This window comes from Streptomyces inhibens, assembly GCF_003389455.1.
Lineage (GTDB): Bacteria > Actinomycetota > Actinomycetes > Streptomycetales > Streptomycetaceae > Streptomyces > Streptomyces inhibens.
This window is the reverse complement of the sequence record NZ_QUAC01000479.1, coordinates 1-26860: the sequence shown is the minus strand read 5'-3', so window position 1 is coordinate 26860 and position 26860 is coordinate 1. Positions and strand designations below refer to the sequence as shown.

The 26860-nt window shown below is 67.2% G+C and carries 23 protein-coding genes and 3 pseudogenes; 11 read left to right on the top strand and 15 right to left on the bottom strand.

Annotated elements, in window-relative coordinates:
* Positions 1–74: 74 nt before the first annotated feature.
* Positions 75–4397 carry a LamG-like jellyroll fold domain-containing protein gene (locus DY245_RS42020; protein ID WP_128512382.1) on the bottom strand — a complete coding sequence of 1441 codons (4323 nt, stop codon included), beginning with the start codon at positions 4395–4397 and terminating at the stop codon, positions 75–77.
* A gap of 543 nt (positions 4398–4940) precedes the next feature.
* Here DY245_RS42020 and DY245_RS42015 point away from each other — a divergent pair.
* Positions 4941–5444, top strand: coding sequence for a lamin tail domain-containing protein (locus tag DY245_RS42015; protein WP_128512381.1), 504 nt, complete (start codon positions 4941–4943; stop codon positions 5442–5444).
* A gap of 135 nt (positions 5445–5579) precedes the next feature.
* Here the strand turns inward: DY245_RS42015 and DY245_RS42010 are convergent, their stop codons facing one another.
* Positions 5580–6233, bottom strand: coding sequence for an HNH endonuclease family protein (locus tag DY245_RS42010; RefSeq protein ID WP_128512380.1), 654 nt, complete (start codon positions 6231–6233; stop codon positions 5580–5582).
* Between the two features lie 140 nt (positions 6234–6373).
* Positions 6374–6607 (bottom strand): DUF6207 family protein, encoded by a 234-nt coding sequence (locus tag DY245_RS42005; RefSeq protein ID WP_220377999.1) that lies wholly within the window; start codon positions 6605–6607, stop codon positions 6374–6376.
* Between the two features lie 358 nt (positions 6608–6965).
* Here DY245_RS42005 and DY245_RS42000 point away from each other — a divergent pair, with 358 nt between their 5' ends.
* Entirely contained in the window at positions 6966–7277 is a 312-nt protein-coding gene (locus DY245_RS42000; RefSeq protein WP_244943601.1) for a cold-shock protein, read from the top strand.
* 132 nt (positions 7278–7409) lie between these two features.
* On the opposite strand, the gene DY245_RS41995 is transcribed toward DY245_RS42000, so the two are convergent.
* Entirely contained in the window at positions 7410–7946 is a 537-nt protein-coding gene (locus DY245_RS41995; protein WP_128512379.1) for a GNAT family N-acetyltransferase, read from the bottom strand.
* 161 nt (positions 7947–8107) lie between these two features.
* Here DY245_RS41995 and DY245_RS41990 point away from each other — a divergent pair, with 161 nt between their 5' ends.
* The 3 genes from DY245_RS41990 to DY245_RS41980 all read left to right on the top strand — a co-directional run bounded on the left by DY245_RS41990 (position 8108) and on the right by DY245_RS41980 (position 10178).
* Positions 8108–8275, top strand: coding sequence for a GNAT family N-acetyltransferase (locus DY245_RS41990; RefSeq protein ID WP_128512378.1), 168 nt, complete (start codon positions 8108–8110; stop codon positions 8273–8275).
* A gap of 123 nt (positions 8276–8398) precedes the next feature.
* Positions 8399–8761 (top strand): hypothetical protein, encoded by a 363-nt coding sequence (locus DY245_RS41985; RefSeq protein WP_128512377.1) that lies wholly within the window; start codon positions 8399–8401, stop codon positions 8759–8761.
* Between the two features lie 295 nt (positions 8762–9056).
* Positions 9057–10178 carry a lipid II:glycine glycyltransferase FemX gene (locus tag DY245_RS41980; protein WP_128512376.1) on the top strand — a complete coding sequence of 374 codons (1122 nt, stop codon included), beginning with the start codon at positions 9057–9059 and terminating at the stop codon, positions 10176–10178.
* Between the two features lie 622 nt (positions 10179–10800).
* Here the strand turns inward: DY245_RS41980 and DY245_RS41975 are convergent.
* Positions 10801–11307 carry a hypothetical protein gene (locus DY245_RS41975; RefSeq protein ID WP_128512375.1) on the bottom strand — a complete coding sequence of 169 codons (507 nt, stop codon included), beginning with the start codon at positions 11305–11307 and terminating at the stop codon, positions 10801–10803.
* A gap of 109 nt (positions 11308–11416) precedes the next feature.
* Entirely contained in the window at positions 11417–11956 is a 540-nt protein-coding gene (locus DY245_RS41970; RefSeq protein WP_128512374.1) for a DUF1648 domain-containing protein, read from the bottom strand.
* Positions 11957–12184: 228 nt separating this feature from the next.
* Between DY245_RS41970 and DY245_RS41965 the strand changes: the two genes are divergently transcribed.
* Positions 12185–12364, top strand: a complete 180-nt coding sequence (locus DY245_RS41965) for a hypothetical protein (RefSeq protein WP_128512373.1) — start codon at positions 12185–12187, stop codon at positions 12362–12364.
* A gap of 61 nt (positions 12365–12425) precedes the next feature.
* On the opposite strand, the gene DY245_RS41960 is transcribed toward DY245_RS41965, so the two are convergent.
* From DY245_RS41960 to DY245_RS45035, 6 genes are all read right to left on the bottom strand, one after another.
* Entirely contained in the window at positions 12426–12866 is a 441-nt protein-coding gene (locus DY245_RS41960) for a hypothetical protein (RefSeq protein WP_128512372.1), read from the bottom strand.
* A gap of 195 nt (positions 12867–13061) precedes the next feature.
* Positions 13062–14177 (bottom strand): WXG100 family type VII secretion target, encoded by a 1116-nt coding sequence (locus tag DY245_RS41955; protein ID WP_128512371.1) that lies wholly within the window; start codon positions 14175–14177, stop codon positions 13062–13064.
* A 2-nt stretch (positions 14178–14179) separates the two neighbouring features.
* Positions 14180–14494 carry a type VII secretion target gene (locus tag DY245_RS41950; protein WP_128512370.1) on the bottom strand — a complete coding sequence of 105 codons (315 nt, stop codon included), beginning with the start codon at positions 14492–14494 and terminating at the stop codon, positions 14180–14182.
* 503 nt (positions 14495–14997) lie between these two features.
* The gene (locus tag DY245_RS41945) at positions 14998–16728 is read right to left on the bottom strand and encodes an IclR family transcriptional regulator domain-containing protein (RefSeq protein ID WP_128512369.1); all 1731 of its coding nucleotides are present in this window, start codon (positions 16726–16728) and stop codon (positions 14998–15000) included.
* A gap of 5 nt (positions 16729–16733) precedes the next feature.
* Positions 16734–17342 (bottom strand): RNA polymerase sigma factor, encoded by a 609-nt coding sequence (locus DY245_RS41940; RefSeq protein WP_128512368.1) that lies wholly within the window; start codon positions 17340–17342, stop codon positions 16734–16736.
* 1530 nt (positions 17343–18872) lie between these two features.
* Positions 18873–19025 (bottom strand): hypothetical protein, encoded by a 153-nt coding sequence (locus tag DY245_RS45035; RefSeq protein ID WP_181924095.1) that lies wholly within the window; start codon positions 19023–19025, stop codon positions 18873–18875.
* Positions 19026–19919: 894 nt separating this feature from the next.
* Between DY245_RS45035 and DY245_RS41935 the strand changes: the two genes are divergently transcribed.
* Positions 19920–20384, top strand: coding sequence for a hypothetical protein (locus tag DY245_RS41935; protein WP_128512367.1), 465 nt, complete (start codon positions 19920–19922; stop codon positions 20382–20384).
* Positions 20385–20425: 41 nt separating this feature from the next.
* Here DY245_RS41935 and DY245_RS47335 read toward each other — a convergent pair whose 3' ends face one another.
* Both DY245_RS47335 and DY245_RS45030 read right to left on the bottom strand, forming a co-directional pair.
* Positions 20426–21778: a NucA/NucB deoxyribonuclease domain-containing protein gene (locus DY245_RS47335; protein ID WP_244943600.1), complete on the bottom strand. Its 1353-nt coding sequence runs from the start codon at positions 21776–21778 to the stop codon at positions 20426–20428.
* Between the two features lie 212 nt (positions 21779–21990).
* The gene (locus DY245_RS45030; protein ID WP_181924094.1) at positions 21991–22143 is read right to left on the bottom strand and encodes a hypothetical protein; all 153 of its coding nucleotides are present in this window, start codon (positions 22141–22143) and stop codon (positions 21991–21993) included.
* A 229-nt stretch (positions 22144–22372) separates the two neighbouring features.
* Between DY245_RS45030 and DY245_RS41925 the strand changes: the two genes are divergently transcribed.
* From DY245_RS41925 to DY245_RS41915, 3 genes and pseudogenes are all read left to right on the top strand, one after another.
* Positions 22373–22999 carry a nucleotidyltransferase family protein gene (locus tag DY245_RS41925; RefSeq protein ID WP_128512366.1) on the top strand — a complete coding sequence of 209 codons (627 nt, stop codon included), beginning with the start codon at positions 22373–22375 and terminating at the stop codon, positions 22997–22999.
* Between the two features lie 151 nt (positions 23000–23150).
* Positions 23151–24358, top strand: a pseudogene (locus DY245_RS41920) (IS701 family transposase).
* 184 nt (positions 24359–24542) lie between these two features.
* Positions 24543–25283, top strand: coding sequence for a class I SAM-dependent methyltransferase (locus DY245_RS41915; protein ID WP_244943599.1), 741 nt, complete (start codon positions 24543–24545; stop codon positions 25281–25283).
* Positions 25284–25350: 67 nt separating this feature from the next.
* Here the strand turns inward: DY245_RS41915 and DY245_RS41910 are convergent.
* Positions 25351–25979 (bottom strand): annotated as a pseudogene (locus DY245_RS41910) (helix-turn-helix domain-containing protein); the annotation flags it as partial.
* Between the two features lie 278 nt (positions 25980–26257).
* Here DY245_RS41910 and DY245_RS41900 point away from each other — a divergent pair.
* A pseudogene (locus tag DY245_RS41900) lies at positions 26258–26679 on the top strand (Tn3 family transposase); the annotation flags it as partial.
* Between the last annotated feature and the right edge of the window lie 181 nt (positions 26680–26860).

The window sequence follows — 26860 nt, the reverse complement described above, 5'->3', positions numbered from 1 at the left end:
GCAGCGGCGGATACCTACGTCAGGAAAATCTGCTCGGTGTGTGGCATGCGTTCCATGGACCGCACGCCACACCATCAGCCCCCGTCGGGGACGTCGGGCACTTCGGTCGGCAAGCCGTCCAGCTCGCTTGCGACCCGGCTGACCTGCGCGTCACTGAGCGCGCCCTGGAACGTCCACACGTCGTCGATCGCGCCCGGCCAGTAGTCCCCGAAGGAGCCTCGGCCCTTGGCCCGTCCAAGCTGCAGGGACTTCAGAGCCTCGAAGGAGATGACGTTCTCTGCCCAGGGGACTGCCTCCACGCACGCCGCCTCGTCGGCCTGTCCGTCGCCGTTTCCGTCGATGCAGGCGGCCTCGCCCAGTTGTCCGTTGACGTAAATGCGGGCCTGTTTGGCGAGACCGTCGTAGACGATCGCGATGTGATTCCAGTCCGTCACGCTGTTGAAGGACTGCGCATTGCCGGCCCAGTCGATCTCGGCGTCAGCTGTGTCCTCCCGCGGAATGGCCAGTTCCCAGAAGCCCTCTGCGGCGGGGTCCTTCGGGTTGGGCACAAAACCGACGCCGAAGCTGCTGGCATTGGTTCCTTCGGCACTGACCAGTGCGGAAGGACGGGACGGCACCGAAGCAGCCTGCACCCAGGCGGTCACCGTGAAGCTCTCGCTCGTGTCGAATGGCACCGCGCTGGAGGCGTAGTCCTGTTGTTTGCCGTCCAGGACGAGTCCGCCTTCACCCAGGAATCCAGCCCCGGGCACCTGCTTCGCGCTGCCGCCCAGTGTCATGGCCGGGCCCCGCGATACGGAGTTGACCCCAGGATCGACCGCCTGGTCGAACTGCCAGCGGCCGGTCAGGACAGGGCGCCGTTGGACGAGCTGGTGCATCTCACCCTCGGAGACCGAGCGGTCGAAGATACGAACGTCATCGATCTGACCGGCCAAGTAGTCGGTGTAGGCGCCGCGGTAGAGGGCCCGGCCGATCTGCAGGGCGCCGTCGCCGTACCAGGCCTGCGGTGCTGCGCTGCTGCCCTGCAGGATGCCGTTGACATACAGACTCACCGTGTTGTCCACCGTGTCATGCACGGCGGCCAGGTGCGCCCACTTGCCGATGCTCGCCTTCTGCTTCGAGACGACGCGTTGCTGGGTCAGGCCGCCTTCGGTGGCGTCCTTGGTGGCCAGGCGCACGCTCCATACACCGCCGGAGGCCTCATACGACAGGTAGAAGGCGCTGAGGAAGCTGCCGTCCTGCGCGACGACCGTCTGGTTACGGGTGGCGTCGGTGACCCGGGCCCACGCCGTGACCGCATAGGACCGTTCGGTGCTGAAGTGCGCCGCGTCCACCGAGGCGTAGTCGTCCTTGCCGTCCAGCGCCAGCCCGTTGCCCGCCACCCCGGCCTTGCCGGGCTCGGCACCGCCGTGGAAGACGGCCGGCATGACATCGCCGTGGCCGGTCACCTGCTTGGCGCCGGCCAGCTCGTCGAGCGGGAAAACCGCGCGGGCCGGTCGGCCCGGCCCGTGGATGCGCTCCTTGCCGTACAGGCGGGTGACCTCACCAGCGGAGACGGGCCTGTCGAAGATCTGCACCTCGTCCAGGGCTCCAGGGAAGAACGCGCCCGGGTCTCCGCCGTAGGAGCCGGCGCCCAACTGGAGGCCCCGGCGGGCGTTCCAAGCGTCGGCGTACGGCGTCTGCCCGACCAGCTTGCCGTCGACGTACAGCTGCAGCACCTTGGCCGTGCTGTCGTAGACGCCCACGAGGTGGGTCCAGCTGTTCGCGGTGACGCCGCCTGGCTGGGGTGCCATCGCGCGGGCAATGCCGGCGTCGGGGCTGTCGGAGGTGTACTGGTTGAACACCCACCGCTTGAGGTCGGAGGAGTAGTACAGCTCGAAGCCCGGCCGGTTGTTGCCCGGTTGGGTGGCGACGATCGCCGGGTGGTCGGGGATCTGGCTCGGGCGGACCCAGGCCGAGACGGAGAAGCCGCGAGAGGTGTCGACGACGGGGATGTCGGTGGCCGCGTAGCCGTCAGTGCCGTTGAGGGACACGGCGGTGCCTGCCACGCCCTCCGCACCGGGCATGGCACCGCCGTGCAGGCCCGCGCTCCGGGCCGGGGTGGACCCCTTGGCCGCGGTGGCGCCGGTCCGCTCGTCGAACTGCCAGGTGGCGCGCTCGGGTTGGCCGGCCTTCACACGGAACCGGTAGGTGCGTATTTCACTGTTGTTGCCGGCCGTGTCGAAGGCCTGGACGGTCACGAAGTTCAGCCCGGGCTTCTCCGGCTGGAGGGAGATGTTCCGCGCCGCGCCGCCAGCCGTCGTCACTGCGTTCTTACCGGAAGGATCACCATTGATGCCGTACACGTAGCGGTTTACGTCCCGGTGCGTGTCCGCCACCGTGAAGGTGCCGTACTGGCCCACCCCGTCGTACCAGGGGTCGTCCGGGTTTTCCGGGTCGGAGGCTGGATAGTCCCCTGAGCCGATCGTGGGTGCCGCGGGCTGCTGTGTGTCGTAGACGAAGTAGCACGCCTCCGCCGACCCGGCGAACGACCACGGCGAATACTGTGCGCCGTCGTAGGTCCGCACCGCCCAGCTCACCGTCTTGTTCGCCGGAATCGAGGTGGGCAGGCTGACGGCGAAGTCCGAGCCGGACTTCTTCGCCGTCGTCAGCCCCGGCTTCCACCGCGCGATTCCGCCCTTGCCGTCACCGGCGTCCCAGCTGGCCTGGAACTGGACCTGGACGTTGTCCCGGTCCGGGTCGATGACGTTGTTGGCATACACCTTCCCCCGGGTGCGGATACGGGCGGGAGCAGGGGACTTCTTGCAGCTGCCGCCGTACTCCATCAGCAGCTGCGACGGCTTCACCTGCGGCGGCGGCCGGTTGTAGGTCACCCGCAAATACGCCTTGTCCGAGAACCGCTTCCAGGCGTACCCGTCGCTCTCGCTTCCAGCCTTCAGCCCGAAGGTCAGCGTCGGCCACCTGTTGTCCGCCGCCTCCTTCACTGCGGACCTGACGTTGAACTCACCGTCCTTTGCCGCACAGCCCTCGTAGCCGTACGCGAAGCTGTCGGAGGCGAGTTGCTTTTGCCAGAAGCCCGACTCGTTCTGCGAGTTCCAGGTCGTCGACGTGGAGATGGGCCTGGTGCGCCACAGCTCCACTTCCCGCTTGTTGCAGGAAGCGGACCAGGTGTTACGGACCACGAACTCCGCCGACAGGATCGACTTTCCGGCGAGGGCGGACGTCGGCACCTGGTAGAAGAGGCGCTTGGTGTCGTTCGGCTGGCAGTAATTCCAGTCGCAGTAGCCCAATCCGGCGTCGTGGTCGCCGTTGAACTTCCACTGCGGCGAGGACGCCCAGTACTTCGACGCCATCGTCCAGGAGGTCGCCCGCGGCGTGGACCACTGCGGGTCAATGAAGACCGGGTAGACGGTGTCCTTGCCCTTGAGGACATCGGCGTCGGGCTTGAGGACGACCTGGTCCTGGCCTGCCGGGACGTCCACGCCCACGGGCGCGAGCTTGCCCGACTCGCCGGCGGACGGTTCGTCACCCTCGGCGCCGGCGGCGGCCGCCCGCCCGGTGGCCCGGGCGGTCTTCCCGGCGGTCGGGACGGACTTCAGGCCCTTGCGGGCTGCGGCGGCATCCCCGCCCGTACTGGAGTCCCACATCAGTGGGGTGGGCGCCTCGAATACCGGCGACCCGGCGCCCTTGTCGAGCGCCTCCAAGCCGCCGGCAGCCGTCTCCTTCACGTCCATACCGTCGGCCGCCAGCTTGAGTCGCAGCTGCGACAGTTCCGAACTCGCCGCAGCCTGAGCCGACTTGACGATCAGAAGCTGGGTGAAACCGTCGGCCTGCGCACCCATCCGCAAGTCCACGCCGGGCAGCACGTCGCGGTACGTGGCCTCCGCGCCGTCGAGTACCGGAGCTGGCAGCGTTCCCGGCCAGGACAGCGCCAGTTCGCGCCCCACCTTGCGAAGCGTCACCAGCGGCTTGTCGCCACCTCCCGAGAACACCAGGCCTACGGCTGCTGCTTTCGGCGCCACCGTCCCGTCGCTCCGCTTGGCCAGGTCGGTGTCGATGTCCTTCCACTGCCCCGACGCCCGGGTGCGGACCGGACGCAGGTACTGCCGGGCCTGAAGCTTGCCCTCCGGAGTGGCCACGACATCGGCAGCCTCCCCCCGCAAGGAAGTGACTTCGACCTCCCGCCCGGTGCGCTTGGCCTGATCCAGAGCGGTGTCCTCGGTGGGCGCCTGAGGGTCCGACGCGTCTGCCGTGGTGTCTGCCGTGGCGACGGCCGACGGGTGAGGCGCGGCCCAGGCGGACGGTCCGAGGACCGCGGGCAGCAGACCTGCCGTCAGAAGCCCGCTTATCCCCGCCGACAGCACCCGATGAAAGCGTCTTCGACGCACTAAGACAGACATCCCCGTCATCCCCCGACCACAAAAATGAAGATTCCATGAAGAAGTTGTGGGCGGGAACGTATACGCAAGTGGGTTTGTCTGGATACCTCCACGAAACGGTATCCATGGAACGGAACCGGCATTCCGGCTCGTGGAGTTACGTGACACCCATCACCACGCTGTGGGGTTGTACAGCTTCAAGCCGTATTCGCGACGAGAACGCGCCAGTGGAGCATTACCGCAGGGCTTGGCGGCGGTGATCCCATTCAGCTTGTCCGGCCATCGCGAGCGCGCCGACGCCGACCTTCGGTGGCCGCGAGCTGTGCACCACTGCTAACCCCTTGGGGCGTCTGGATGCATGTACAGGGCGTCGCATTGCGGCTGGCGGGCGCGGGGGAGTGTGCGCCTGGCGTGGAGTGGTTGTGTATATGTCCGTGTTTTGTAACACCAAACCGGATTTCTTCCGCCAAGACATGACCGGCAGTCACTGTGTGGGGGCCCGGTCAAACCGGCCGGGTATCCGGTTTCCGGCGCCCACCGTGGCGCCGTATCCAGGGGGTTTTCGTGTCCCGTAACGCTTCACGTATTGCTGCCGCGGTCTTCGGCTCTGCGGCTCTCGCAGCCACCGCTGTCCTCCCGGCCGCCGCGGCCGGCCACGGCCGCCACGCTCCGGCCCCGCACCACTACCGTTCTGCGGTGACTCTCGGAGCGATCCAGTACGACAGTCCCGGGCGCGACGACCGCTCCAACCGGAGCCTGAACGCGGAGTATGTGACGGTCAAGAACACCGGCCACCTCCCGGTCAACCTGCGCGGATGGACCCTGTCCGACCGCTCCGGGCACACCTACCGCTTCGGCAACGTGCGCCTGAACGGCCACAGCCAAGTCCGTGTCCACACCGGCATCGGCCGTGACAACCGCTTCGACCTCTACCAGGACCGCCGCGCCTACGTCTGGGACAACGACGGCGACACCGCCACCCTGCGCAACGACCACCGCCGCATCGTCGACTCCAAGACCTGGGGCCGCCACGGTGGGCACTACGGTCACGGGGGCCACCACCACTAACCCGTCCGTCCCCGGCCGGTAAGGCTTGGTCACTCTGACCGGCTACCCATGGTGCGCCGCAGGATCCTGCCTGCGGCGCACCGCTGCGTCCAGGGCGCGCACAACAGCGAAACCCGACGCCCCCAGCTCCGGTTGTTACACCCGCTCGTACTCCACGTCGGTGTTCCCGCACCCGGCGGCGAGCTGGCGCAGAGTGTCGCGCTCGGCGCGGTCGACGGTAAGCGACCAGCGGAGCTTGGTGGAGACCCAGTCGGAGAGATACGTGCACCGGGCATCGGCGGCCGGCGGCATCCACTGGGCGGGGTCCTGGTCGGCCTTGGAGCGGTTGCTGCGGGCGGTGACGGCGACCAGGGAGCGGTCGGCGCCGAGGTCGTTGGCGTAGGCCTGGCGCCGGGCGGCGGCCCACTGGGAGGCGCCGGAGTCCCAGGCTTCGGCCAAGGGGACCATGTGGTCGATGTCCAGGCCCGAGGGCCCGTTCACGGTGGTGTCGTCGTAGTACGAGCGCCAGGTCCCGCCGGTGAGCTTGCAGCCCGGGCCGACGGTCGGTGGGGTGATGGCTTCGGCGAGGAGGACTTCCGCCCGGGTGTTGCACCCGTCGTTGTCCTCGTCGATCCAGTGCTTGAACTTGGTGCGTTCGTAGCCGTCGCGCACTTCGGCGGCCTGGGGGAGGGCTTCGATGCCGTCGTGGAGGCTGAGCGTCTCAGCCGCATGCGCGGGCGCAGTGAGGGTGGTGAGGGGCAGCAGGGCGAGGGCCACGGCCGCGAAGGCGCGGACAGTCGTCTTGATCATGATCTGTTGATAGCGCCGTAGCGCCACCCTCCGACCGGGAATACGGCGGCAGTCACTCGGGGGAGTGGGAAGTCATACCGCGCAACGAAACATGCCCAGTCGACCGCGTACGGCCACCCGTCCCGCGCGCCGGGGTGACTTCAGCCGCTGGCGGGATCGAAGTCGCCGGCCGCCAGAGGTGCGCAGCGTAGGTCGGCGTAAGCGCGGACGGTGACGCCGGGCTCGCCGGGGGTGCGCCAGGGGGCGGAGGGCCCGGTGGAAAGCCACAACCCGCCGAGCGCCGCCGCGGCCTGGGTGGCGGTCGCTTCGTCGGCCGCAGTGACGTCGATAACGACCAATCCCGGCTCGCTCAGGTGCTCTTCGGGGACCTTCATAGCCGGACAGACGCCCCTCGCCGCCCGGGAGTTCGTCGCGACTGAGGAAGTCACCCGGACGGGGGCCGGCGCCCCGAGGCCGCCCGGTGCGGCGGCGGCGCGAAGGCACGCACCCGAGCTCCGGCTCCTCGGTGACGCCCCCGGGCACGACGCCACCGACTGGGGCGCGGCAAAGCTACGCCGGAAGTTGACCGCCGACCGTGCCGAGGTCAAAGCCCTGTGCGTCGTCGCCGCGGGTTGTAAGAACGCGACGGTGTCGTTCAGGTCGGCACCGTAGGTTTCCACGCACTGGGTCGCTCGTGTGCTGCCTGACCAGCAGTTTCACTCTGTGCGATCATCGACCAGGGGCAGGGGAAATGTGTCCGAGGCGATCTCAGACGATGTGCTTGCGGGGCATGTGCTCGAATGGCGCCGTGAGGAGGGATGGGGTGTCCTTGCCTCCTCGGCCGTGCCGGACGAGGTGTGGGCACACTTCTCAGCTATCCAGGCTGAGGGTTTTCGTGAGCTGACTGCCGGACAGCCTGTCACTTTCACGGTGGAACAGGCCCAGCAGGACCAATTCCACTGGCGAGCCGTGTCCATCTGGCCCGGTTCGGGGCCGCTGTTTGCGCCTGGTAGCGAAGGCGGGCTGGGCTATTCCTCCGGCCTGGACATCACGTTCGACTCCTGACCGGCACCGGCGACTGCCGGTTCGACATCTGTCAGTCAATGTACGGTGGATGGCTGGTCCACCACGAAACGGGATCTCGCAGGTGCAGATTCGGGAGCGTGTGGCTGATGAGCTGGAGTGCTGCCCGACACTTTAGAAATCGGAACCCAGGTTGAGGCGCATGCGAACGTAGCTCGCGTCACACGGACCGGGCCGAGGGTGCCCGTCCGGCTTCCATCCGTGCCGGGTATAGAAGGTTCGCGCCCGGGTGTTGCGCTCCCATACTTCGAGCAGTCCCGTGTCCAGTGACGCATCGCGAAGGAACTGCACGAATGCCGCGTGCAGCTGGCTGCCGATACCTTGCCCCCAGCAGCCGGGGCGGACGTGGATTTGGTATAGCTGGCCGACGGCTGCGGCATCTACTGCAGATTCCAGGGGAGGGCCCATCGCTAAGGTGCCCACAATCTCGCGCTCTAGCACCGCGCACAGCACCGTCGTGGCGTCAGATTGGATGGAACGCATCCAAGCCTCCCGCCGACGAGCGCGCGCATCAGGAGATGTGATCTCCACCTCTGACAGGCCACCCGCCTGGTAATACGTGGCGCGGGCCTGAGTATGCAGATCAGTGATCCCGTCCAGGTCGTCAAGGTTCGCAGTTCGCAAAAAGGCCTGAGAAGTCGTCACGATCATGTGACGCACCCACTGCGATCCATAGTTCCCTCCTCAGCTGCCCCGGGTCAGCAAACAGCTACCGAGATGTTGATGGACCGATGATCAACGCCCTACCTCCCGTAGTCCCCGCCGGCTTAATGAGCCAGAGCAAGCAGCCTGTCTTCCCCCTTCCCAGAGACATGCAGCTGCGCCCCTGGGAAGAGAGCGACGCACCGGCGCTCGCCGAGTCGTGCCTCGACCCGGATATCCAGCACTGGAACCGCCCAGCACAGCTGACCGTCGACGAAGCCCGGCAGAAGATCTCCCAGTGGCAGCACCGCTGGCAGAAGGAGAAGGCCGCGATCTGAGCCATCGCTCCCGGCGACGGAGGGGCAGCCCTTGGGCTGATCGGTCTGGCCGACCTCGACCTGCGAGGCGGCAGTGGCGAGTTCCTGTACTGGCTGCTGCCCGTCGGCCGCAGAGGCGGGACCATGGTCGACGCCACCATCCAGGTAAGTCGCTGGGCTTTCCAAGAGGAGCGGCGCTTGATGCTGCCGCAGCTGGAGAAGGCGTCACGGACGCTGGCTGGGGCGTTGAAGGTGTTGTTCGAGGAGCTGGAGCTGGTCTGGCAGCCGGTGCGGATCTGGACGTGGGCGCGCGGCGGCGGTCGGTGTGAGTGGCGTGTCTGCGGAGGCTGGCTCCCACAGAAGGTAGAGAGCGACGAGGCAGAGCACCCAGAAGAGCAGCCATCCGGCGAGGAACTTGCAAACGAAGGCCTTTTCTGTGTGGCTGTCGTCCCGGTTGGCTTTGTTCGCCAGTTCCGGTTCTGGCACACATTCCGTGAACGATCTTGAGTCAGACCTCACCGGACCCCGGTGACACGTGGTCCGCGCAGCTCACATGACGCGCGCGCCTTCTGCTGGCGAGAGCCAGCAAGATCTTTCACGGAATGTGTGCCAGAACCCAGTTCCGACAGCAGTTATTCACGGCTTCGGGATTCACCCCAGCTCCGCCGTGTTCGATGTTATGAGGAATGACAGCACCCTGGCTAAGGTCCACTCGTCTCGGCATCCCACACCAGTGTGCGGCCGAGGCGGACGGCTGACAGCAGCTCAGTAGGTTTGTGCATCGAGCAAAGGAGCACTGCGCATGAGCTATCGCCTGAAGGCGATCACCCGCGAGGAGCATCTGGCCTTCATCACGGCCTGCCCCTCGGTGAGTCACATGCAGGTTCCCTCGTGGGGGGATGTGAAGCCGGACTGGCGGGCGGAGAGCCTGGGCTGGTTCGATGAGGACGGCCACCTCACCGGTGCCGGGCTGGTGCTGCTGCGGCCGTTGCCGAAGCTGAGGCGGTACCTCGCCTATCTGCCCGAAGGACCGGTCATCGACTGGGCCGCCCCGGATCTGGAGCAGTGGCTGGAGCCCATGCTCGCGTACTTGAAGGAACAGGGAGCCTTCTCAGTGAAGATGGGGCCACCAGTCGTCACCCGCCGCTGGAGTGCCGAGACGGTCAAGGCCGCGATCGCCAACCCGCAGGCCAGGCGGCTGCGGGACGTGGAGGCCACCGCGCACGAGCCGCGGGCCTTCGGCATCGCCGACCGGCTGCGGCGGATGGGCTGGCAGCAGACAGAGCCAGGCGGCGAGGACGGCTTCGCCGCGGGCCAGCCGCGCTACGTGTTCCAGGTCTCCTACGCCGGACGCACGCTGGAGGATGTCCAGCGGGACTTCAACCAGCAGTGGCGCCGCAACATCAAGAAGGCGGAGAAAGCCGGCGTCAAGGTGGACCAGGGCAGCTACGAGGACCTGCCCGTCTTCTACGACATCTACGTCGAGACCGCCGAGCGGGACCGGTTCATCCCCCGGCCTCTGGCCTACTTCCAGCGGATGTGGACCGTGCTGCGGGCCGAGGACGAGAACCGCATGCGCCTGTACCTCGCGCATCACGAGGGAGAGGTCCTCGCGGCCGCCACCATGCTGACCGTCGGCCGGCACGTCTGGTACTCCTACGGCGCCTCCACAAGCCGGAAACGCGAGGTTCAGCCGAACAACGCCATCCAGTGGCGGATGATGTCCGACGCCTACGAACTTGGAGCGGGCGTCTACGACTTCCGGGGCATCACCGACACCCTGGACGAGGGGAATCACCTGCTCGGGCTGCTCCGCTTCAAAGCCGGCACCGGCGGCGAGGCCATCGAATACCTCGGCGAGTGGGACTACCCGCTCAATAAGGTCCTGCACAAGGCCCTGAACCTCTACATGTCCCGCCGCTGAGGGCCCGCGCCCCCCTCGTGCTCATCGTCGACGCCGATGTGGCGCGCCTGGAGCGCCGGCTGCGGCAGAGTGAGCTTGCCTGACCCCTGTGAACCACGCCAGAGACGCTGGTGAGGTCGACCCCGACCTCACCGCCTCACGACCTCGTCCAACTCGTCGGCGGCATCCTGCGCAGCATCCGCCCGCTCAACCGCTCACCCGCAAGGCGTGCCCCAAGAGCGGAAGACGACGCCAAGGCACTGCCGGAACCCGCGAACATTTCGAATTCGCCGTACGGGTCAGTGCCTCCCAAACCGATGGACAATCGCCGCCCCCCGAAGTCGTGATCAGAGCCATCCCGGTAGTTGGTCCCGCGTTCCGATGGGTTGTCGGCGTCGGGCCGCTCGCCTGCCTCGTGGCGGGCTCCGTAGTGCCCGTTGTGGTGGACCGTGTGGTGTCCGCCATGGTGGCTGCCGCCGGCGTGTCCGCTGTGTGCCCCACCGTGGCCGCCTCCACCCCCGTGGCCAGCGTTCATGCGCGCCCCGTTTCGCCGTGTCCAGAGTGGTACCGCTGGTGGGCACAAGGAGGGCGGCCGCCGCGGGGCACCGGTGCGGCGGAGGTCGAATGGAGCTGTGTCGGCGCACTACTGGCTGCGGCGGCGCGCTACCGCCTCACCCGTGCCCGCGCGCTGCGGCAATACAGGGGGCGGAGGGAAAAGCGGACCAGACCGGCGCGCCGCACCAACGGCGGCGACTGCGCACACACCGGCAGCCGCCAAAGGCAGCATCGGAAATAGTGCGGCTGTCACCCATTGAACAACGCTGGCTTTCACCACCAGGTCGCCGCCTGGAGTCTCGGTGACCGTCACCGTTTCGCCCGGACTGCCCTTGTATTGCAGCACCACTGCGTTACCTGCACCGCTGACCCGGTGCGCGGTGCACTCGGCTGAGGTACCTCCGCGTCCTTCCGACTTCCACTGGCACGATGTGATACGGACGCGGTCCTGGCGGCCCGGCGGGTTAAGAGCGAAGACTTCGGCAGTGACTGCGCCGACCGTCACCAAGAAGAACACCAGCGCCACCACTGCCCACGACAAGACAGCTACGACCTTCCCTGCTCCCCAGTGCCTTTCAGGCTTCTGGTTGGCCACTGCACCACCTCTCTTGAGGGCTTCTTCGCCCGAGCAGGTCCCTGGCTACTTCGGGGCGGGTGGCGAGCGGCCGAGAGCTGAGGCGGGAAAGGCTCGTGGCTCCACCGGTTCAGTGTGTGGCCTCTTTCCGGTCGCGTACCGTCACCCCCACCGTCAGCGCGGTCCCTACGAGGATCGGCACGATCATCGCGGCGAATAGCAACCCCGGCACCTCTTGCTCCGGCGCGGAGCGCCACAGGGTTCCGCAGCCGACCAGGAGTGAGATGCCCACACATGCATTGAGCAACAGCAACGCCCGGGCGGTGCGGCGTGCCGAGGTGCGGCTGGCAGGCCGCTTAAGCGCCGAAGGGGGCACCAGCCCACCGGCGAACGGTGTCGCGCCTCCGCCTGGTAGCTCGGCGCGCGGGGTCACCCGCAGAGTCAGTTCCGCGCAGGCGGTCACCAGCGCTGTCACCCCCGCGTACACGAACACCAGCATGAACGCGCTACCAATCGACCGGTTCGTCCAAGCGTCTACCCCGTCGATGCCGATGTGTTTCGGTATCCGGTCTGGCAGGTGCGGGTAGCGGAGCGTGCCCCAGATGGCCAGTGTGCCGAGCAGGACAGCGCTGGGGAGCAGCCACAGTCGAATGGGAGAGGAGAAAACCATACGACCGATTGTCTCGCAAAAGCGCGGAGTCCGAGAGGCCGTTTTTTGCTGCTTATTTCTGACTTGGCCTCCAGCATTTGCCGGCTGAGGGTCAGCCGTGGAAGCAGCAGTGGAAACCGTCACCCGAGGGGGCAAAGGATGGCGCACGGCCAGCCCCGGAGCCCCCAATGGTGAATCAACCCCGTTCACACGGCGCCTTCGAGGACCGGATCCTGCTCACGACTGTCCATGACGGACTGCACCGCCCGCGGCAAACCCCCTTCCACTGCCGGCAACGGCACCGGCCCGAATCTCACCTGCCAGAGCCCTGAAAGCGCCCAGATGAAGATCGCGCTGTATGTAGTGGTCATGACGGCGCTGTCGCCGTCGTACTGCGATATCCGCCTGATCCGCCGCCTCTATGAATAGCGGTCTTGGATTGACTGACATGACACAGGTCTGGCGCTATGACACTCGAACAGTCCGGCGATCACACATGTCGGCAGTCGCCGGTTTCCCAAGTCCACACCGATGCGGGGAACTCGGCGACGACGTCGGCCATCGCTTCCGCGAGGCCGATGACCCTCTCGTACGGCTTCCGCTCCTTGATCCACCCGATCATGTGGTTCCCGTGCAGACGCCACCCCATCTTGGCCTCCGCGGTCATCCGGACCACCCGCTCGGTGATGACCAGCTCGGCGAAGGCGCGATCCACACAGCACTTGACCATGCGAGGTCTGCGGCCGGGAGGCAGGTGGAGGGGGGTACCCGCGCGGGGCGGGAAGGGGTCCATCCGAAGCCTGTAGACCAACGTGCCGACGGAGACCGACGTGTCGGGAAGGCTGCCCGGCAGTGTCAGGACCGCCACCGAATACATATTGACGATGGTGCCGTAGCGGCCGCCTTTGCGTACTCCGGCCAGATGGAACATCGTCGTCGGATATCCTCGTACCCGCCCTTCCAGTACATGCTGGACATGATTTCCGAATGTGCCGAAAGGATGGCCGGGGACCCCGAACTGGCCTGTCCAGTCAGCCGATTCCCTTTTCCGGTAGTGATGCCATTCTGGATCCCCGCGATATTTGCGAACGCTCTTCCTGATCCGCCACATTCCTACGGTCTACCCTCACTTCCCATACGCACCGTCCGGGTCGGTCAGCGCGGAACCAGGCTCGTCGAACGGGCTCTTCGGGTGGTCGGCGGTGATATCGGACTCGTTGGCGTTGGCATCTCCATACACCACGCCATTAGCAGCGGCCTGCCGGCCCGGGCCGAAGGTCGGGCCGGTGTCGGGGTCGCGGTGCCGTCCCCCTCCGCCGTGCTCGTACCGGGCCTCGCCGCCGTGCACCGCAGCACCGCCCGCTGCACCGCCGATGGCGCTGGTGGCCAGGTCGGGGAGGATGCTGGCGCCCGTCTTGCCGCCCTGCTCGAAGTGGATATCGACACCGTCGGCAGCCATCTGGCCGCCCGCGCTGGTGACCGCACCCGTGGCTGTCTTCCCCCAGAAGCCATCACCTTCGAAGACCTTGCCGAGCGCGCCGGACATCTTTCCCCCCACCGCCCGGCCCCCCGCTCCGAGCGCGGTGCCGACGCCGCCGGCCACCGCGGCGTCCTGGAGGTCCTGGCCCCAGGTGACCTCCTGGCCGGTGAACACCTGGCCCAGCACGTTCCCTGTGAAGTTGCCCGCGACGTTCGTGCCGAACTCCACGCCGAACTTCATGAACTTGCTGCTCTGCATGAGGCCGCGGACGAACTCCAGGGTTTCCTCGACCTTCTTGAGGAGACTGGCGAGGCGTGCGACGACGGTTCCGGCCTCGGCGACTTCGGCCGCCGCGGCGCCAGCGGCCACCGCATCGGAGAAGCCCGCGGTGATGACGGTCAGTCCCAGGCCCACGGCGGCGGTGACCGCCAGTTCCTCAAGGACGTGCTGGACCCGTTGGTTGGTGTCCTCGATGTGGTCGGCGGCCTGCTCCAGTTCCTTGGCCACTCGTTCGAAGTTCGGCAGCCCATGGTCGATCTGCTGCTTGGTGTGCCTCCAGTGCTCACGGAACCCGGTGGCGGCCCGGCCGCCCCAGTCCGCATCATCCAGATCTCCGACCTGCTGGTCGAGATCCCGGCCCGCAGCCTGAAGGTCATGGGCCATCTCGCGCCATGCCTCGGCGCACTTGCGCAACACGTCGGGGTTGCCGCCGGGCTTGAGGATGTTGAAGCTCTTCTCGATGTCCTGCTGCTGCTCGGCCATGGTCACTCCCCCTTAAATTCCACGGCGTGCTGCGCGTCGGTGTGCTCGTAGTTCGCGGCGGTGTGGTCCAGCCCGGCCGCGTACCCGGCCAGTTGTTTGTGTAGCTGCTGCAGGCTCTTGACGGTGGCCTGCGTCATCTCCACGTATTTGGCCAGCGCCTCGGTAGATTCACTGAGAACGCCGAACGCGTCATCGACGTTTTCTGCCTTATCGGCGAACCGGTTTATCTGTCCCTCCAGCCGGCTTTCCACATGCTTGAAGTCACGGGATAAGGCACAGAGTTTATTCGGATGGACAGTGAAGTGTTCGTGCGCCATAGCTGGCTCCCCGTTACGCTCGCGATCTTCCAGCGAACACGGTATCGGGCGGCAGGGCGGAGCTGAGGGGCTACCGCATTAAGGAGGTGACAAAGCGTCAAAACCTTGGAATGCAAAGACCAATGGGGCGGTAAAGCCCCGACGGCGGTCGATACGTCCACGTTGATGCCGCGGTCACTGGTGTCGCCTACGCAGCGGCCGCCCAACGCCTTCTCCCGGGTGTGCACGTCACGCCGCGCGATTCAGCTGGTCGATCCCCCGCTTACCGCTATCACTTCGCAGAAGTGGCTGTGAGGAGAAGGGCAGCGCGAGCAGCTCCCGCGCTGCTCACGGACATGTTCGGTGGTGTCGTCTGGCCGTTCGACGGCGCGGGTGACGTGCACGAGTTGACCCTTGCCGCCGCCACGGGCCGGCACGGGTACGCCGTCCAGTTCGGCCGCGCGGGAGCGTGCGAAAGGCTCTTCCTCCCGCCCCGGATGAGGCCTGGGGCGGGAGGAGACTGCTCAGCGTTGGCTTGCGTGTATCCGGGGTAGGGCATGGGCTGTTGCGGCGATGGTGACTTGGTCGGCTCCTTCCGCGGCTGCTGCTGGTGGTAGTGGCCGGCGGTCGTCGGCAGCTTCATCGGTCAGTAGGAGGGCCATAAGCAGTCCTGCGGAGCGTTCGCTTAGGGCGCGGGCGGCGGGCAGGAGCCGGTGGCGCTGTCCGGCGGGCAGGGACAGGGCCACGCAGGTGGCCTGTCCAGGGATGCCGAGCGGAAAGGCGGCGCAGACTTCGAGGGGGGAGTACTCCAGCAGATCGAACTGGGCGGCATGGGGACCATGGCCGTCGAGGGTTTCGAAGAGCGCGCGGGGGTTGGTGATGGTGCGGTCGGTGAGCTTGATCGGCCGGTAGCGGGCGAGGTGGTTCATGCGACCGTCGAAGTCGAGTTGGGCCAGCAGGCTCTTGCCGACGGCGCTGGCGTGTGCTGCGTCGCGAAAGTTGACCCACTCCTCCACCGCAGGCGCCTCGGGTCCGTACGCGGACTGGAGGACCTCGACGTCTCCGTGGGCGTAGCCACTGACATAGACGGCTGCACCGAGCTGGTCACGCAGGCCGGCGAGGGTCTGTTGGAGGAGCCGGTCGCGCTGTTCAGGGTCGCGCGTCATTTCCATGAGCGGGCCGGGGAAGTGAGCGCCGGCGACCGTGGAGATGAGGTGCTGGCCGCGCAGCCAGTGCAGCAGCCAAGCCACTGCTGCAAGCGGAAGCCCACTTCGGCGGGCCAGGGCACGGGTGGTGATCCCGCCTGCCGCGTCGACGAGGTAGAGGATGTCCAGGGCTCTGACTGCGGCCTTCCACTGCTGAGGTGTGTCGGTGTGCGCGGGTGTCCTGCGGGCCATGTCGGTCAGCACCGCTGGCCGCAGCGCATTGGCAGACCAGGGCTCGTGGCCCTCGTTCTCATCTGCTGGGGCGCTGGGCATGAACCCTGGCTGCTCAGGGGGGAGCGGCAGCAGCAGCCCGTCAACGGGGCGTGCGGCGCCGGAATGGGCAGAGAGCTGGGGTCGGTCGTCCGCGGGGGAGCCGGTTTCCGGCCGGGACATCTCCCGCTGCACCCAACCCGGGCCACGCACCTGACCCAGCCTGGGTGCCGGTACCCGGACGAGCCGGGGAGGAGCTGCTGCCTCCTGTCCGCCCAGAGGAGTGTGTTCAGCTGACGCGAAGGCTCTGCCTCGGTTGGTGCCCGCGGGCAGTTGCGGCACCCGGGGAAGACCCAGGCCATTGCGGACTTCGTCAATGAACTGCGGATCCTCGATCACCGGGCATGCAGGGCGGTCGGTCAACCTGTCGCCCGCCGTCGCCTCCAGCAACGCACGGGCGTCGCCGTGTCCGTGCCGGGCCGCCTCCGCGACGAGGAACCGCACGCTCTCACGCCCTTCGTCCCCCGCACGCGTTGTGAGGGCGGCCATCCGAAACAGAGCCCCGGGGTGGCCGGCCTCGGCGGCCGCGCCCAGCCAGTTGGCGGCCGGCAGCAGCTCGTCACGGCCCAAGGCTTTCGAACCCAGCCGGTATAGCGAGTTGGCGTGCGCCCGCTCCTCCGCAGTCAGCGCATACATCTCGGCCAGGGGGCCGAAGTGCCCGTCAGGCCGGTCCCAGAAGTCGGGTGGGCCGGTGAGCTGGGCCAGCAGTTCCGCGAGCCCGGCCGGGACCACCGGCTCCGGGCACCCCGCCCCGCCGCGGTGGTCGTCGTACCTGCTCACATCCGTCACCTGTCCTTCTTTCCGTGCTGCGTCTTCTTCCGATGCCCGTCCCGAATATGCCCAGCGAGATTGCGTCTTAGATGCGCAACCGCCTTGTTCCGCAGGTTGTGGAGGCGATGTACGGGTATATCGAGCGCGGCCGCGATCTCCTCATCGCTCAGCCCCCTGCTCTGCAGGTCCACCACCTGCCGCCGCCGGCTCTCCGGCATCTCCTCGATCGCCGGGATCACCAGCTCCTGCAGGACCACCCGGTCCTCATCCGCCAACACTTGCGGCTCCGGCACGGCATCCAGTGCGTCGCCGCCCATCAGCACCAGCCGCTTGCCCCGCTGCTGCTCGCGGCGGCACCGGTCGATGGCGAGATTGCGGGCCGCTTGCCGCAGATACGCCATCACATTTGTCTCTGGCGCCAGATCCCCGTCGGCCGCTTTCAACCCCACCCGCAGATAGGCCTCCTGCGCGACGTCCTGGCACGAGGCCAGCGACAGAGCCGGAAACGCCTGCCGCAGCCTGGACGGCTGCGCCTCCATGAAGGCCGGGTAGCACTCCAGCAGCCGCTGCGCTACGTCTCCGCCCAGCGCCACCGCCTCTCCAGACAGGCCGTCGCCTACCACGGGCCCGGCTCCCCACCTGCCGTCGCGCCGCTCCCGGCGGGACCGACGGCGACCGCGATGCGCACCATTACTGGTACCTCAGCGGCGACATCCACCCGCACGACCGGAACGCCGGCGACACACCAGCAACGGCCCTCGCAGTCCCACGGGCCCTCGGCCGCGCGGGACCGACGAGTCTTCCCTCCGACCGGGCTGCGCTCCCAGCACAGGCGCACCAGGGACCCCAGCGCGTGCACCGCGCTCACGGCGGCCGGGAGATACCCGGTCCACTCCAACGACGGCGTCATGTAAGTGGCTCTCCATCTATCGGACACGGACGCGGTGCGCGTCCTCGCCCCCCTGACGAACCCTGAGGCTCACTTCTCCCCCCACTTTCCCCACGTTCACCCGAGCGAGTGAATCCGCGGCCTTTTCGCCGACCTGGCACAGGCCACGGCAGCCACTCCAGGCATGTGCGCCCCCGAGCGCAGCGGCGAGCCGAACCGGCACGAGGCCGGGGGCTTCGGTGCCGGCTTGTTGCCGGCGGCTCGAGGGCAGGTGCATCGGAGGGCGGAGGGTTTCCGGGGGACACTCCCTTGAATGACCGAGCTCGGCGAGATAAGAGACAGCACCTGCCCGACAACGCCCTCGTCGTGCCCCGTTGGGCGCGCCAACGCCCCCGAGATCCCGACCGCCCCAGGCAACGCGGTGCCGAACTGCTCAACCGCGTCGACGACGTCACGCGGGTAGGTCCGCCCCGCAACTGGCCCGCGCACGAAGCCCCTCAGCCCGGGAGATGACCGTGCCGGCGAAGGAGACGGTGGAAGTGCCGGCCTGCCCGTCAGTGCCTAAAGTGCTGGCGTCTGTCGACCTCGATGACCGCTCGGGCACGGTGGTTCATCAGCAGCAGGAAGGCCGTGCGCTGGCGCAGCAGATCGCTTGCGCTCCATGGTGGAGTGGCACTGTGATCATTGCGCAGGGCCGACGGGAGACAAGCCGCGCTTGGGGCCTGTCAGGCGGCCTGAGGCTGCGTGAGGCCGAGAGCGCGGAAGCTGGCGCGCTGGTCGAACCACAGCAGTGCCACCGTGGCGCCGGCCATCGCCACGCTGACCGCTACGTGCCCGGCCGCCGTGGTGATCGGAGCGGGCGAAGAATGACACTGGTAGCTGCTTCACCCTGGCCAGGCCCCTCAGACTGCTTCGGCTCGACGGCGGTCTTGGTTTGCTGCTCGATGATGGTGCCGCTTATGTCCGCCCCTTTGATCCGTGGCTTGTGCTGCTTTCGACATCACCGATCCTTCCGGCTGGCGAGCGGGGCGGGCAGAGCCGGCCGTACCGCATCGGCGATGACAAATGTCACCGGCACCGAACGGGAACTCAGCCCTGCACGGCCTGCCGGAGCCCGGAGTGGGGGATATCGACCGCCAGCGACGAAAGCAGACACTGCGGGGCCGCATGGCCGCTCCCCGTGCCGCTCTCGATTCCGGACGTCCTGCGGTCGTCGGTTGGCCTGCCAGGGAACGGTGGGTAGACCCATGGAGCTGATGTCACTTCACCTGATCTGGGACTCTATGTATTCGGCGCGCCGCCTGGCCGTCCTGGCCTGCCCGCTGCTGATGGTGTCCGCAGCCGCGTGCACTCCCGGCGCGTCCCACCAGGACGCGAAGTAGTCGTCGACCCCGAGCGCGTCGTTGTCGGACGGCAAGAACGGCGGACTACGACTGGTGGACGCGATAGGCGGGCTGAAGTTGGCCCGCGAATCCCGGACCGGGTGTCAGCGGGACAAGTTCCACTTGTGGACCGGCGCGGACCATGATGGTTGCGATACCCGCATTATCTGCACGCTGGGTTCGGTGTGGGCGCGCAGAGCCATTGGTGTACCGGAACCGCAGCGTCTTGGTAGGTTCCGAGGCATGTGAGGCACAGGCAATACCCACGTACGGTGGCCTGTCATCCTCGGAGCCAGGACAGCAGACGTAGTCGAGAGAACAGCGGTTTGTCGGCTGCGGTAGCCCAGCTGCTCTTCCGCGCTTTCTGGGCAAGTTGGTATTCGTCGGCCTGGCGGATGAGTTCCTGATAGCGGAACGGGGGCATCTGGAAGTGCATGCCACGATGCTGCGACCTTCCCCAAGGTGAAGGTCAATCAGCGAAGTTGCTCTCCCTCGCAAGCTCAGGCGGCGATGCTTCCCGTGGTTCTGCATCGTCGGGACGCGTGGAACAGCGCTCCGTGTGCCTCACATTCCCGCTGCCGTTCTGAGAAACGGCAGCGCGGCACCTGTGGCACACGGTGGCTCACGCCGTTGGTAGCGATGCAGATAACTCGCAAGGAAGTCCTCCTGGCCGAGGCAATGGTCAAGCCTCGCCAGGGCAAGAACTGCAGCCTCACGGGCGGGAAGTGGCGCTCCGCCTACGACGGCAAGATGCACCTAAGCCACCGATTGGGTCGCGGTCGAGCTCCGCTGGAAGCTGACCGGGCCGAGGCGAAGGCGCTGCGGTCGATCGTGGTGGGCTGCAAGAGCGCGACGGGGAGGTTCACGCCGGCACTGTAGCGACGTGGTGGGTAGGGTCGGCCTGGAGCCAAACGAGTTGGGGAGGCGTCGTGGCGCGGTTAGTGCGGCAGCAGGAGCTGCAGGTGAGGGTGGCGTACCACAGTTTCGCGTTGCAGGAGTCGGATGATGCTTCGCTTGCTGTTCCGTACCCGGACGAGAGCGAGTTCGGAAAGTACCTGAACGTCTTCCCGGGCCGTCTCGACTTCTACAGTGCTGGACACACCCACACCGCCACCGTCGCAGTGCAGGTGTGGGATGGGCCGCCGCCTGCTGCAGATGCCGACGAGAAGTGGGAAGAGTCCGAGGAGGCGGTGGTCGATACGGCCAGCGGTGAGCTGGCGGTTTGGGGGATGCAGCGCGCGGACGACGTCGTGGTTCTCGGTGACGCGGGGGGACGCTGGGGGGTCCGGGTGGGCTCGGCTGGTCGATCCGAAGTACAGCGGGTGACCGAGGACGTTGGCGTTGCCCACGGGGTGGAGCGGTGGCTAATGCAGTTCTGGCCGGAAGCGGAGTGAGGTGTGAGGGGCCGCCTGACCGCGGCCCCGCACACCTGCCGTTAGTCGATCTGGACGACGAAGCCGTCCTCCATCCCGTCGATGATCCGGTTCTTGGCGTAGAAGCTCTTGAGCAGGGTGCCCGCGTCGCCGTTCTGTTTCTTGTTGACCGGCAGCACTGAGTAGTTGTTCTTCATGACGTCGCCGGTGTACTCGAACTCCGCCGCGCCTTCATAGGTGGAGGCGAAGGGAAACTCGTCGCAGTCCTTGGTGTTGTTCTCGGAGTACCTGGGGCCGAAGTAGCGCTTGCAGTCCGCAACAGCCAGTTGTCTGTTGCGGTCGTGGCGCGCTGCGTCGGCGACGATGCGGTGCAGCGGGTATTTCGGCTCTTGACCGGCAACCTTCTTGGCCGGGTTGGTGGGCTTGGTCCGGGACGGGTTGGTGAAGACGCTCTTGATGTGCTGGGCCACCCCACGCTCGGGTGCGGTGACCTTCGTGCTGTAGTGCAGGAAGCCCAGGTAGGCAAAGGAAGCGGCTCCACGCTTGGCCGGGGTGCCGCCGCCGGTGGAGTTCTTCAGGTAGGGGGCGGCGTCCCAGCGCGGTGCCATCATGAACGGTTTGCCACCTTGGCTGTCGCCCAGCCATCCGGGCGGCAGCTTCCCGCTGATAGTCGGCTCGTAGATGGCCTCGACCAGGTCGGTGCGCCCGGAATTGCCTTGGCCGGGGGCTACGGTGACAGTGTGGGTGAAGTGGGCCGGTCTCATCCTGGCGAGCTGGTCGTAGCTCTTGGCATTGGGTGTGGTGCCGCCGTAGTTCACCCTGACCCTTGCAGGCCAGGTTTTCGGCAGGTCGGACTTGACCGTGTACGTCAGACCGCTGGTCGGTGGATTGCCCACCTTGACGAAGTCGGTGACGTCCCAGTCGAAGTTGATGGTGCGGCTGGTTTCCTTGGGCACCGAACCACGGATGTAGAACGTCAGGCTGCTGGTACCCGCCCTACCCCTGCTGCTGATCCACACCTGGGTGATCTGCAGCGCCGTACACACGGAGAACCGGGACTTGAGGTAGTACTTCGCGTCCCCGCCCATGTGGTCCTTGCACTCCTGCAGCGACATAGACCGCGGCGGATCCGGATACGCCAGCCCCGCTGGAGCCGCCGCCGTCTTGCCTGAAGCTGCGGGCAGCGCGGCACCAACAGCTGATGGCTTCGCAGACTTGGCGGCATAGCCGGCGGCCGACCCGACGGTCTCAAGCGCGTTGCGCGGCCCGCCGGCCTCCGAGGCCGCCCGCTCCAACTGCTGCAGTCCCTCACCCGACTCCAACTCCGTAGGCGTGGGCGTCGGCGTCCCAACGGGCAGCACGAACGTCTCGACCCGCGGCCCCACAGACGGATCGGCCGACGACACCGCCGGCATAGCCCCCACCCCCAGAGCGGCTGCGGTCAGCAGCGACGCAACCTTTAACGGTCTCCAGCGGTCGCCGGATCGCTTGAATCTCACGAAATTTCCCCCTGAACACGTATCAGGCATCCCCAACCGGCATGCCACGTGATCTATACCTATCGTGCGCCCCAGAAGGGTCGAAAGTTCATTCCCACCCCGTGGCCGAAAGTGACCGTGACGCTCGCTCAGTACGGCTGTAAATACCGCTCCAGCTCACTGATCAGTAATTGGGTCCGGCGTGCAGGCGGGGAGTCGATGAATGCGGTGAGTTCGGCGCGGTAGGCGGTGCCGTCCCGCCCGGTCCCGTGGTGGATGCCGTACAGGGTCGGCTTCCGCACCCCGGGGAAGGCGGCAGCTGCGTCCTTGGCGCCCTCCCACAGTTTGCCGCTCGCGTGCCGCGCGGGCGTGGAGATCAGCCGCAGCCAGCACGCACCGTGAACCGGGTGCTGTGCCCTCTGCCCGAGAGTGCGCCCCCGGTATCCCCATCGCCGAGGTCCCGTACTGACCGTTTCGGAATGAGACCTCGCGTCTGCAGGCGGTGTCTGTGGCGGGTGGTAGGCATAGGGGGTGATCAGCCGCCTTCCTCTCGACGAGCAAAGCGCCGCTCTGCAAGCGGTGCTATCCCGCAACGACGTGTTGTTGGAGGTATTGTCCCGGACCGCGGCGATGGGCCTGCCGGACTGGTACTTGACCGCCGGGTGCCTGTTCCAGACCGTATGGAACGTCGTCACGGACAGGTCGCCGACCAGCGGGATCAAGGACTATGACGTCTTCTACTTCGACGACAGCGACCTGTCATGGGAGGCCGAGGATGCGGTGATCAGGGCAGGTCAGGAAGCCTTTGGAGGGCTCCCTGCCCAGGTCGAGATCCGAAACGAGGCGCGCGTCCACCTTTGGTACGAGCAGAAGTTCGGTGTGCCCTGTGACCCGCACACGTCCACGGAGTCGGCCATTGACTGCTTCGCCGCGACGACCTGTTGTGTGGGAGTCCGCCTGGAGCCTGACGGGCGGTGGCGTGTCTATGCGCCGCACGGTCTGGCTGATGTGTTCAATCTGGTCGTGCGTCCGAATCCGGTGCTTGCCCCGCAGGAGGTCTACGAGACCAAGGCGGCCCGCTGGAGGCAGCAATGGCCCGAACTCACTGTGCTGGACTGGCCAGCAGTCCCGGGGCCACTGACGGGCCCATCATCCTGAGATGCGCAGGCGGCGGAGGCCGATGATGTTGCAGGCCGGCTCTAGTAGGGCTTGGTCAGGTTCGTTCGGTGGTGGCGTGTCTGTTTGATCGGTTGTGCTGGGTGGGGAGTTGGCCGCGGTCCGGTGTGATCTGGAGGACTTCGCGGCGGAGATGTTCGAGCCGTTCGCGCGGGCGGATCAGCGCCGGTGGGGCGGGGTCTATCTGCGGGGACTGCTGCTGGAGGGGCACCGCAAGTCGGTGGAGCCGATGGCCGCGCGGCTGGGCGAGGACGGCAACCGACAGGCCCTGGCCCACTTCATCACGTCCAGCCCGTGGGACGCGGCGCATGTGCGGGCCCGTCTGGCTTGGCGGATGCAGCCGGTTATCAGGCCTACGGCACTGATCGTGGATGACACCGGGTGCCTCAAGGACGGGGAGGCATCGGCGTGTGTGACCAGGCAGTACACCGGCACTGCGGGCAAGGTCACCGACTGTCAGGCCGGAGTCTCGCAGCACCTGGCCGCATGCGGCGCCTCGGCGGCGGTGGACTGGCGGTTGTTCTTGCCCGAGAGCTGGGATCCGGCGTCGCCGAAGGCCGATCCGGCCAAGGTGGCCCGCCGGGAGAAGTGCGGCATCCCCGCCGAGGTGAGGCATGTCGAAGGTGGCAGCTGGCCCTCGACATGATCGACGAGATGCGCTCCTGGGGCATCGAGGTGCCCCTGGCCATCGCCGACGGGGGCTACGGAGATACCGCCGCCTTCCGGCTCGGCCTGGAAGACCGCGGCCTTGAATACGTGGTGGGCATCTCCACCACAACCACTGCCCAGCCCGAGGAGGCACGGCCCCGCACTCCGGCCTACACCGGCCGGGGGCGACGGCCGGTGCCGGCCTACCCCGAGCCGGCACAGACCATCAAGAGCCTGGTCATCGCGGCCGGCAAGCACGCCGCCCGGCCGGTGCAGTGGCGGAAGGGCTCGCGGCCGGGCAGCGGCCGCAGCGGGCTGAAGCGCATGTACTCCCGCTTCGTGGCCCTGCGGATTAGGCCCGCCGGACGCGAGGTCCGCAAAGCCGCCCCCGGTGCCGAGCTTCCGGCGCGATGGCTGCTGGCCGAATGGCCCGCCGCCGAGGACGAACCCGTGCAGTTCTGGCTGTCCAACCTGCCCGAGAACACCCCGCTGGCCATCCTCGTCCGCAACGCGAAGCTCAGGTGGCGCATCGAGAACGACTACCGCGAGATGAAACAGGCCCTGGGCCTGGCCCACTTCGAGGGCCGCACCTGGCCCGGCTGGCACCACCACGTCACCCTCGTCTCGGTCGCCCACGCCTTCTGCACCCTGCAACGGCTGACCCGATCCCCAAAAGAGACGGCGTCGGCCTGAGCCTCTACCGGGTCATCCGCGAAGTGCAGTTCCTCATCGCACTCTGGACCGGCGCCTGCCCCACCTGTCACCGCGACATCCCCGACCCCGCACCAACCTGACCAAGCCCTACTAGTGCTTTGACCGGGAAGGTTCGCCGGAACAGCATGGTTGCACCGAGCGGTCACCTGGGAGGATGCCGGGCATGATGACAGCCGAGGAGCAGGAGAAATACCGTCAGGCGGGCTCGTTCGGAGCCGCAGCGGACGCCTATGAGCGTGGTCGCCCGTCCTACCCGCCGGAGGCGGTGGCCTGGCTGGTGTCCGAGGACGCACGGACCGTGGTTGATCTCGGCGCAGGCACTGGCAAGCTGGCCCGTGCGCTGCGGGTCCCGGGCCGGGAGGTCGTCGCGGTGGAGCCCTCGGTCGGGATGCGTGAGCAGTTCTCCCAAGTGCTCCCTGATGTGCGTGTTCTGGAAGGGACAGGGGAGTCGATCCCACTACCGGACTCGAGCGTGGACACCCTGGTCTGCGCGCAGGCTTGGCACTGGGTGGACCCGGAGCGGGCGGTCCCGGAAGCTGCCCGGGTGCTGCGCTCAGGCGGGCGGCTGGGCCTGGTGTGGAACTGCCGTGATGTGTCGGTGCCCTGGGTTGCAGAGCTGGACCGGATCCTGCGCGACTGCGCGGCAGCGCCGACGGAAGACCGTCAAGTGGAGCGCGTGGGCGTGCCGTTTGGGCCCGTTGAGCGTCAGGACTTCCGCTGGAGCCATTCGATGACGGCTGGAGAGGTCATGGACATGGTCGCCTCCCGCAGCTACGTGATCACTCTGGAGCCCGCAACGCGGGAGGAACTGCTGGGGCGGGTCCGCGCTCTGCTGGACGCAAAGCGTCCGATGGAGATGCCCTATGTGACTGAGTGTTATCGAGCTGAGCTCGGATTGCTTTGACCGGGAAGTCCGTCAACATTGGTCAGCCTGTGGCGGAGAGGCCCAGCGGCGGATGTCAGCGCCGGTCCGGGAGCCGGTTGGGTTTGCGCTGCTCGGCCCAGCAGGATCCTTGGGTGGGCTTGATCCCCAGCGGCTCGAATTCGTCGAAGGCGAAGACCCGGTCCGGGAAGCATTGCAGCACCTGCTCGATACGGTCGAGCTTGGCATCGCGTTCGGGGTCGGGCGACTCCTTCCAGGTTTTGGTGCGCTGGAAGGTGATGCCGCGGCGCAGGAGCAGGCACCGTAAGGCTTCACGGCTGATCCGGATGCTGCGCCCGTGCACGTGGTGCAGGTAGGCGGCGAGTTTGCGGATCGACCAGCGGGTGAAGGGCTGGCTGAGCTTGGTGGGGCGGGTGGTAGCCGTCTGGATGACGAAGGTCTCGTCGTCATCGCTGAGCAGGCGGGGACGGCCTCCGCCCGTTGAGGGTCCAGGCAGGCCAGGCCGATCTCGTTGAACCGGTGGATCACCTCCCGCACCGTGTCCTCGTCGGCCTGGACCAGCTGGGCGATTACCGGGACCCGGTATCCGCCGGCGGACGCCAGCAGCATCATCGCCCAGCGGTAGCGCACCGAGCTGGTACTGCCCCGGCGCACGATCTGCTGAAGCTTCTGCCCTTCCTGATCGGTCAGTCTGCGCACCCGCACAGGCTCGGCCACCAAGCCTCCCAGCGGTCGAAACGGACGTCACCACACTTCCAACCGCTCCGACCGCCACCCCCGTGAACCTTCCCAGTCAAGGCACTAGTTCAGAGAATTCGGAGTGCTGGGGCAGCCTCTCGTAGTCGCGGGCGTGCCTTCGGCCACCATGAGGCCGTCCACCTGGCGCTTTCCACCGTCTTGTAGGCCAGTCCGATGTCTTTGGCGGGGCGGAACAGCGACTCGCGGACCGTGAACAACTCCTGCCCCGGCGCGGCCTGCTGGCCGCCCCGCTCACGGGCGACGCGATCGGGCACTACGGGCGGATCGCCAAGACCCTGCACATCCTGCGCCTGGCCGACGAGCCGGATACCGCAGGCAGATCAAGGTGCAGGCCAACCTCCAGGAGGGCCGCCACGCACTTGCTCGGAAGATCTTCCACGGCCGGGCCGGGCAGCTCTACCAGCGCTACCAGGACGGCATGGAGGACCAGATCGGCGCCCTCGGCCTGGTCCTCCATGCCCTGGTGCTCTTCAACACGCGCTACATGGACGCCGCCGTCACCCAACTGCGGGCCGAAGGCTTCGACGTCAGGGACGAGGACCTGGCCCGCCTTTCCCCGTTCGTGCGGCACCACATCAACATGCTCGGCCGGTACTCCTTCCAACTTCCCGACCTGCCCGGAGGACTGCGACCTCTGCGCTCCCCGTCCGAAGAATGACCGCGTGGACATCGCCGCTCCTCTGCTAGCGTTGCCGGCATGAAGCGCGCTGCTATGACGACGACGCCGGAGAGTGTCCCGGCGCGCTGACAGATGTCTTAGACCGACCGGCAAATGGGTGGGCAGGGCTGCCCAGACGGCCCGAACGCAAGGCAGGCACGAGCCTTGAGTGATCATGGAG

Coding starts and splice junctions, on each gene's coding strand:
- DY245_RS42020 (WP_128512382.1), bottom strand. CDS start 4,397: ATGTCTGTCTTAGTGCGTCGAAGACGCTTTCATCGGGTGCTGTCGGCG.
- DY245_RS42010 (WP_128512380.1), bottom strand. CDS start 6,233: ATGATCAAGACGACTGTCCGCGCCTTCGCGGCCGTGGCCCTCGCCCTG.
- DY245_RS42005 (WP_220377999.1), bottom strand. CDS start 6,607: ATGAAGGTCCCCGAAGAGCACCTGAGCGAGCCGGGATTGGTCGTTATC.
- DY245_RS41995 (WP_128512379.1), bottom strand. CDS start 7,946: ATGATCGTGACGACTTCTCAGGCCTTTTTGCGAACTGCGAACCTTGAC.
- DY245_RS41990 (WP_128512378.1), top strand. CDS start 8,108: ATGCAGCTGCGCCCCTGGGAAGAGAGCGACGCACCGGCGCTCGCCGAG.
- DY245_RS41985 (WP_128512377.1), top strand. CDS start 8,399: ATGGTCGACGCCACCATCCAGGTAAGTCGCTGGGCTTTCCAAGAGGAG.
- DY245_RS41980 (WP_128512376.1), top strand. CDS start 9,057: ATGAGCTATCGCCTGAAGGCGATCACCCGCGAGGAGCATCTGGCCTTC.
- DY245_RS41970 (WP_128512374.1), bottom strand. CDS start 11,956: ATGGTTTTCTCCTCTCCCATTCGACTGTGGCTGCTCCCCAGCGCTGTC.
- DY245_RS41965 (WP_128512373.1), top strand. CDS start 12,185: ATGACGGACTGCACCGCCCGCGGCAAACCCCCTTCCACTGCCGGCAAC.
- DY245_RS41960 (WP_128512372.1), bottom strand. CDS start 12,866: ATGTTCCATCTGGCCGGAGTACGCAAAGGCGGCCGCTACGGCACCATC.
- DY245_RS41955 (WP_128512371.1), bottom strand. CDS start 14,177: ATGGCCGAGCAGCAGCAGGACATCGAGAAGAGCTTCAACATCCTCAAG.
- DY245_RS41950 (WP_128512370.1), bottom strand. CDS start 14,494: ATGGCGCACGAACACTTCACTGTCCATCCGAATAAACTCTGTGCCTTA.
- DY245_RS47335 (WP_244943600.1), bottom strand. CDS start 21,778: ATGCCGGCGGTGTCGTCGGCCGATCCGTCTGTGGGGCCGCGGGTCGAG.
- DY245_RS41915 (WP_244943599.1), top strand. CDS start 24,543: ATGATGACAGCCGAGGAGCAGGAGAAATACCGTCAGGCGGGCTCGTTC.